Here is a 7,210-nt window from a genome sequence, read left to right as displayed (position 1 = left end):
GAATTAAAGGAACTCGCGGAGACTTTTTTGGTACGAGAAACTTTTTGGGTTGCTCAAACAGCCTTTAATTCCGCGAATTTCCAAGACGTCAGGTGCCCGCCAAAACGCTCAAATGCCGGACTGATCGGAAAGTATCTATTGACATTTTTCCGCCGCTGTCGCTTTGGAAAAATGCGTCTCCGAAACACCAAAATTCCTCAATCGCAAGAATCGTTTCCATAACGTCGTCACCGGAAACTTCTGGCGTTGAAATTCCGTGCTCCAACACGTCCAAAGAACCCGTCGAAAATCCGTGAAAGCCGCATTTTCCTAAGACCTAACAAATCTCGGAGATTTGTTAGGTCTGGCCGAAGTTCGGGGAAAAATCCGGGATTCGGTTACAGATTTTCTGTAGAAAATGTTAAGGTTTTTTACTCGAATGGTTGTTTAGGGCAAAAACGTAAAACCCAAGATTCTCGATCAAGGCCAACCGATTGTTTCCGTCAAAGACACACCTGTTTTTTGCTACGGAGCAGTTTTTAGCGCAGCGAAGCAAGCTAAAAAGCAAATAAACACTTCCGATTAGTCCGCGGCCTAAGCACAAAACGCGGGCACCTGACGTCTTGAAAATTCGCAGAAATGGAAACTGTTTGAGCGACCTAAAAGGTGAGTCGTTTCGAAAAACTTTCCCGCGAGTTTTTTCATTTCCGAATTTTTGGGGCTGTCAGGTCGCGTTTTTGGTTCAGCCGCAAGGCCTTTTTGCTACTTTTGCGGCCAGGCAAAAGTAGTCCCGCGGAAGGCGACGAATTACAGCATCCGGCAGCGCAGCTGCCGCAAACACAAAATGAGCGAAGCTCATTTATTTAGGTCTCGAGAGTGAGAGAATTTCCGTAAATACAGAAACAAAAAAGGAAAAAAAAGAATCGTCTTACGACAATCCATAGCCCGGATGACGGCAACTAGCCTTTTGCAGAAAAAACCGCATTTTTCTTGGCTTGGCACAGCGACCATTGGAAGCTCGTGCCAAACTAAAGAAAAACCGGTTTTTGCAAAAAAGCTAGTGCCCGGCAGCCGGAATCAGCTTCAAAAAATTGTAATTAAAATCCCCTCGACTTCGTGTCTTTGTAATCGGTCAAAAACCAAACCAACAAGAGCATGATAGCAAAACTCGAATAAAAATACTGCGGCAATTTACCTTCGATATCGCCAAGCCAATAAGCGACTCCGAACAAGCCGAGCGAAACGACAAGTTCGATAAGTCCGTGCACGCGAAACGGAATCAGTTTGAAAAGGCCGAGTCTGAAATTCGTCAAAATCGTCAGTAGCAAATGGATCGCGCCCAAAACGTAGGTGAACGTCGCAGTGGTTTCGGGCAGGTGAAAATATGTCGGTGAGAGAAAAAGGAAGGCGACGACGGCATAATCCATGGCGCCGTGCATGTGGGAATTGATGATTTTCATAGCTCGAAGTTTCCTTCAAGATACGAAAACAAAACCAGTCCGGATTGCGATTTAGATAACGTTAACCTCGGCTTCGATCGCGATTCCGAATTTCTCGAGAACCGCCTCCTGAACCATTTTCGAGACAGACATGATTTCGGCTCCCGTCGCATTTCCGTAATTGACCAGAACGAGCGCCTGATTTTTGTGCACGCCCGCGTCTCCAAATCTTTTTCCCTTGAATCCGGCTTGTTCGATAAGCCAACCTGCTGGCACTTTTACCTCGGTTTCCGATACGACATAATGCGGCATTTCGGGATAGTTGGCTTTCGCTTTCTCGTAAATCGCTTTCGGAACGATCGGATTTTTGAAAAAACTGCCCGAATTTCCTAGTTCGTTTGGATCTGGCAATTTGCTTTTCCTGATAGCGATCACGGCATCGCTGACGTCTTTGATCGTCGGATTATCGATCGAATTTGCGGCCAATTGATTGATGATATCGCCGTAGCCCGTGTTGATTTTGTGGTGTGTTTTCGTCAATCGGAAAACCACCGACGTGATAATATATCTTTCTTTTTCGGAATTCTTGAAAATGCTTTCGCGATAGCCAAACTCGCATTCGTCCTTTGAGAACGTCCTCATTTGCTGGGTTTCGATGTTCATCGCGTCACAACTCACGAACGTATCCTTGATTTCGGCTCCGTAAGCGCCAATGTTCTGGATTGGCGTAGTGCCGACATTTCCGGGAATGAGCGACATATTCTCGAGTCCGCCGAAGTTTTGGGAAATCGTCCAAAGCACGAATTCATGCCAGTTTTCACCTGCTTGTGATTCGACGAGAACGTGATTTTCATCTTCGGACAAAATCGTTTTGCCTTTCAGATCGACGTGGATGACCAGAGCATCGACGTCTTTCGTAAGCAACATGTTCGAGCCGCCGCCCAAAATGAACTTGTTTTCAAGGCGATGCATTTCCAGAACAGCCTTGAGCTCATCCAGAGAATGCACGGCCACGAATTGGCGCGCTTTGGCGTCGATGCCGAAAGTGTTGAATTTTTTAAGCGAAAAATCGGGGAGAAGCTGCATTATTCTTCGGTGGTTAAAGCGCGGTTCAAAAAATTGTTCAACGGTTTCAAAAGCGCGAGTTTGGCCGATGCGTTTTGCACGAAATCTTTGTCGAGAACAAATTTGTCGTCAATACATTTTGCCGCGATGAAAGATTTGAGTTTGAGGTGGTCGATGGCTACGTGATCTTTTTCATAACCTTTTGGAGCTGTTTTCAAAGAGTCTTCGCGATCGAATCCGCCGAATTCGTTGCGGAATTCCTGGCCGGACAAAATCTCCCCGAGTTCATCGTGGAAAAACTCGATTTCCTTTCGGATTTTCTTAAGATCGGCATTCTCGGGCTGCCATTTTCCGCCTGCAATAAAACTTTTTTCCTTTTCTATGTGGATGTAATATCCGGCGAGATTCGTGTTTTTCTGACCTGTCGATAGCCAGATTCCCATATGCGTTTTGTAAGGCGATTTGTCCTTCGAGAATCTTATGTCGCGGTTGATTCGGAAAGTGCAATCTTTCACGTTCAGTGATTCGAGCGATTCGTCATAAGTCGACATGACCTTGATGAAATCAGAGACCAACGCGTGGTAGTTTTCTTTATAGGTTTCATATCGCTTTTTCTGGCTTTGGAACCAGTCGCGATTGTTGTTTTTACGCAAATCCTCGAGGAATTGCAGGCTATCTTTGGTAAGCATCACAGTTGTTTTTTGAGGTCTTCTTCAGAGATGAACCCGTCGTGTCTCCAGGTTTCTTTTCCTTCTACGTACAAAATCATTCGCGGCAAGGCATCCACTTTCATGTCCTTGACCAAAGTTTTGTGCTCGTCGGCGTTGAGGCGCACGATTTTCACGTCTTTTTGCTCTTTCTCCAATTTGGTGAGATAAGGCGCCATTTTCTTGCAAGGTTCGCACCAAGGTGCATAAAAATCGACCAGTACTTTTTTGTCCGATTTGATAAGGTCGGCGTATTCCTGCGAACACATTCCAACGATTTTTTCGGGTTCTGATGTTTTCGGACCGAAACCGTCGGCTGACCATTTCACGTATCCGCCTTTCATATCGTAAACCGTCGTAAAACCGAGCGAATTAAGCTTGTCGGCAGCTTTCTTGGAACGCGCTCCGGCCGCGCAATACACGAAAACCGGTTTTGATTTGTCCATTTTCGCGACTTGGGCATCGAAATTTTGTTGTTCGTACCAATCGATGTTCTTGGCATTTTCGAGATGTCCGCCCGAAAATTCTTCGAGAGTGCGCACGTCCAAAACCTGCGCATCCTTATTTTCGGATAATTTCTGGGCAAAATCCTTTGGAGCAACGGTTTCGGCCTTTGTCTGTTTTTGCTGGCCTTGGCAAGAGCAAAGTAAAGTGCTCCAGGCCAAAATCACTAAAATGTACGTCTTCATAAATTAGGATAAGTGATACAAAATTACGGTTTTTGAGCTTGCGGCGATTTCAAGATTTTCGCATTGAAGGCAAAGTTGCAAAATTTGGAATCAAGTAGTCGGTTGTTAAACGTTTACTGTCGTTTATAAACGTTTACTGTCGTTTACTGTCGGATAAAATGGCGTATAAATCCTTGGTGCGCAACGGTTTTGGTCGCATTTTATGAAAATTGAAATTTGAAGGAAGGCGTTAAAGCTCGAAAATCTTGTAGGATTGATGCGTTTGCTTCACGATAGCTTCGGTGCGTTCCGGATGCGTATCGGAAATAAACAATTGCCCAAATGCGTCGTTGTTGACCATTTCGACGATTTTCCCTACCCGGGTTTCGTCCAATTTGTCGAAAATGTCATCGAAAAGCAAGATCGGTTTTTGTCCGGATTGTTTCTTGACGAACTCGAATTGCGCGAGCTTCAATGCGATCAGGAACGATTTCTGTTGGCCTTGGCTTCCGAATTTCTTGATCGGATGACCGTCGATCTCAAATGACAGGTCGTCTTTGTGGATTCCGACCGATGTGTATTGCAAGGTGCGGTCACGCTGGATGTGATCTCGAAGAAGCGCCAGCATTCCGTTTTGGGTCAGGTGGCTTTGGTAAACGATCTGCACGCTTTCGGAAGAATCTGTGATCGTTTTGTGATACTCGTTGAAAATCGGCACGAACTCGCTTAGAAATTCCTGTCTTTTCTCGAAAATAGGATGCGCCAAAACCTCGAGCTGCTCGTCGTAAATCACCAAAGTTTCGTTGTCGAACGTTCGGTTGGCCGCGAAGTATTTGAGCAAGGCGTTGCGTTGTGTAAGTATTTTCTGATAGTGAATCAGATTCTGCAGGTAAGTCGCGTCGAGTTGCGAAATCACGCTGTCGATGAAACTGCGGCGAATCTCGCTTCCTTCGGCGATAAGGTCGCGGTCAGTAGGGGAAATGATCACAAGTGGAATGAATCCGATGTGATCGGAAAATTTGTCGTAGATCTTGCCATTGCGTTTCAGGGTTTTCTTCTGGCCTTTCTTGAGGCTGCACACGATGAGTTCCGAGCGGTCGTCTTTCTCGAATTCGCCTTCCACGACGAAAAACTCGGCTCCATGCTGGATGTTCTGCATCGCCAGCGGATTGAAATAACTTCGGCCGTAAGCCAAATGATAGACGGCGTCGAGCACATTGGTCTTGCCCACGCCGTTCTTTCCTACGAAGCAATTGATCTTGTCGTCGAAGTCGAAAGAGGCGTCGGTCAAATTCTTGTAATGGAGAAGGGAAATCTTCCTGAGATGCATATTTGAAGCGGCTTTTGCTCAGGTTTTTCGGCAGCCTGAAAAGCGGGCGTAAATTTCCGAAAAAATACACATTTTCGCTTTCGGTTCTGAATAAAAATTTTATTTTTGCCCCGCATTAATTTAAAGTTAAATGGCAACATATAATAAGAGAGGTTTCAAGGCTCCGAAAGAGAAAGAAGAAAAAGATCCTGCGCAGGAAGGCGGATATATCGAAGACGTGAACGTTGACGACAAAGACAGTACGACTGCCGGCGTTTTCAATACACTTGACGAGACAGCCAACAAAACCGAGGCTTGGGTAGAGAAAAACCAGAAAGCGATTTTTGGTGTCGTCGGTGCTATCGCAGTGGTGGCTATCGGATGGCTTTGCTACCAGAAGTTCGTTGCCGATCCAAAACAGGAAGACGGTGCCGAGGCTTTGTACGTGGCCCAGCAAAACTTCCAGAAAGCGGTTGACGGCGTGAAACCGGACTCGCTTTTCGTTTTGGCTTTGAAAGGTTCTGAAGGACAATACGGCTTTGTTGATATCGCCGACAAATTCTCAGGAACGGATGCGGGAAATCTTGCAAATTACTACGCTGGTGTCTCTTACCTAAATACCGGAAAATACAACGAGGCTATTCAGCATTTGGAGAAATTCAAAAGCGATGACGCAGTACTTTCTGTAATGGCGATCGGTCTTCAGGGCGACGCGTTCTCCCAGAAAAACCAGCCGAAAGAAGCTTTGGAATTCTACGTGAAAGCTGCCGAAAAGAACAAAAACGAGTTTACGGCTCCGTTGTACTTGCTGAAAGCCGGGAAAACAGCGTTGGCCTTGAATCAAAAAGCCGATGCGTTGAAATATTTCCAGGATATCAAAGACAATTACGATGCATCGCCCGAAGCGCAACAAGTGGACGGACTCATCGGATTGGCCCAATAAAATATGGCGACAGCTAATAAGAATTTATCTCAATACGATAAAAACCAACTCCCGGATGCGAAAGACTTCACATTCGGGATTGTTGTTTCTGATTGGAACAAGACTATTACCGAAGGCTTGTTCAAAGGTTGCGAAACGGCACTTTTGGACTGCGGTGTCAAACCTGAAAACATCACGCGTTGGAATGTTCCGGGGAGTTTCGAACTGATTTACGGAGCCGCGAGAATGCGTCAGGCGTTGACGGTAGACGCGATCATCACGATCGGATGCGTGATCAAAGGTGAAACCATGCACTTTGAATTCGTGTGCGAAGGCGTCACGCAAGGCATCAAAGATCTCAACGCAAAAGGCGATGTGCCTGTGATTTTTTGCGTGTTGACTGATAATAACGAAGAGCAATCGCTGGCACGTTCGGGCGGCGCTCATGGAAACAAAGGCACCGAAGCGGCGATCACGGCAATCAAGATGGCTGATTTACGCAAGCGAACTTCTGGTCAGAATGCCAAGATGGGATTTAGATAGGATATTTTCTTTAAGATAGGAAGCTCGTTTTTGGACGGGCTTTTTTTTTGCTTCGGATTTTTGGGTCTCAACTCAGATAAACTGACTGTTAAGGGGGTTATTTTGATTGTTCGATGGACGCCAATTGACGAATGCAACTTGTTGTTTTTACGGTTGTTGATCAGGTTTTGCTGTGTTTGTTCTACCTGATTTTTTTGAACCATTAAGAAAGTTAAGAAAAGTAAGGCGCTTTGCTTTTTTTCGGAGTCACAGACTCCGTCACACACTTCGAGAAGTCACAGACTTCTCGAATAAACAACCAACGGCGACGCGTAGCGAGCCAAGAAAAGCCAATGCAATGAAAGCGGCGCAGCGAAGCGGAGCCGCCAAACCGCCCCGCGAAGAAACACGTAAAACCGGTTTTTGTAGTTTGAAGATAGGCTTTAAGCGAGCCGTTTGCGTGAGGGATGCCGGCATTGTTTGAGCTCTTTTGCGTTTCAGGATTTGTCTCGTAAAAAGACTTGCTGCAAAAAGCGAGTGCCTGCAGCCCGACGGCGGCTTCCATCGATCGTTGTGACGAGGAACTTTTGTAACTGCGA

The 7,210-nt window shown here is 45.9% G+C and carries 9 protein-coding genes; 3 read left to right on the top strand and 6 right to left on the bottom strand.

Annotation, left to right across the window (positions count from 1 at the left end; all coding sequences use genetic code 11):
- The coding region (locus EOO49_RS17345; RefSeq protein WP_290848016.1) for a hypothetical protein at window positions 1-222 on the top strand (222 nt) is incomplete at its 5' end.
- Between the two features lie 854 nt (window positions 223-1,076).
- On the opposite strand, the gene EOO49_RS17340 is transcribed toward EOO49_RS17345, so the two are convergent.
- The 5 genes from EOO49_RS17340 to recF all read right to left on the bottom strand — a co-directional run bounded on the left by EOO49_RS17340 (window position 1,077) and on the right by recF (window position 5,188).
- A complete protein-coding gene (locus EOO49_RS17340) occupies window positions 1,077-1,439 on the bottom strand; it encodes a hypothetical protein (protein ID WP_290848015.1) in 363 nt (120 codons plus the stop codon).
- Window positions 1,440-1,490: 51 nt separating this feature from the next.
- On the bottom strand, window positions 1,491-2,504 hold the full coding sequence (gene murB, locus EOO49_RS17335; RefSeq protein ID WP_290848013.1) for a UDP-N-acetylmuramate dehydrogenase: 1,014 nt from the start codon (window positions 2,502-2,504) through the stop codon (window positions 1,491-1,493).
- Window positions 2,504-3,172 (bottom strand): DUF2461 domain-containing protein, encoded by a 669-nt coding sequence (locus EOO49_RS17330; RefSeq protein ID WP_290848012.1) that lies wholly within the window; start codon window positions 3,170-3,172, stop codon window positions 2,504-2,506. Before EOO49_RS17330 ends, murB begins: the two co-directional genes overlap by 1 nt.
- Window positions 3,172-3,879 (bottom strand): thioredoxin domain-containing protein, encoded by a 708-nt coding sequence (locus EOO49_RS17325; protein ID WP_290848010.1) that lies wholly within the window; start codon window positions 3,877-3,879, stop codon window positions 3,172-3,174. The genes EOO49_RS17330 and EOO49_RS17325 overlap by 1 nt, the downstream gene beginning before the upstream one ends.
- Before the next feature lie 229 nt (window positions 3,880-4,108).
- Complete coding sequence (gene recF / locus EOO49_RS17320; protein WP_290848008.1) at window positions 4,109-5,188, bottom strand: DNA replication/repair protein RecF; 1,080 nt, start codon at window positions 5,186-5,188, stop codon at window positions 4,109-4,111.
- 130 nt (window positions 5,189-5,318) lie between these two features.
- Between recF and EOO49_RS17315 the strand changes: the two genes are divergently transcribed.
- Window positions 5,319-6,110: a tetratricopeptide repeat protein gene (locus tag EOO49_RS17315; protein WP_290848006.1), complete on the top strand. Its 792-nt coding sequence runs from the start codon at window positions 5,319-5,321 to the stop codon at window positions 6,108-6,110.
- Window positions 6,111-6,113: 3 nt separating this feature from the next.
- Window positions 6,114-6,632 (top strand): 6,7-dimethyl-8-ribityllumazine synthase, encoded by a 519-nt coding sequence (gene ribH, locus EOO49_RS17310; RefSeq protein ID WP_290848004.1) that lies wholly within the window; start codon window positions 6,114-6,116, stop codon window positions 6,630-6,632.
- A gap of 211 nt (window positions 6,633-6,843) precedes the next feature.
- Here the strand turns inward: ribH and EOO49_RS17305 are convergent, their stop codons facing one another.
- The gene (locus EOO49_RS17305; protein ID WP_290848002.1) at window positions 6,844-7,176 is read right to left on the bottom strand and encodes a hypothetical protein; all 333 of its coding nucleotides are present in this window, start codon (window positions 7,174-7,176) and stop codon (window positions 6,844-6,846) included.
- Between the last annotated feature and the right edge of the window lie 34 nt (window positions 7,177-7,210).

It is taken from the genome of Flavobacterium sp. (genome assembly GCF_004295795.1).
Lineage (GTDB): Bacteria > Bacteroidota > Bacteroidia > Flavobacteriales > Flavobacteriaceae > Flavobacterium.
The sequence above is the reverse complement of the archived record's forward strand: the minus strand, read 5'-3'. Positions and strand labels throughout refer to the sequence as shown.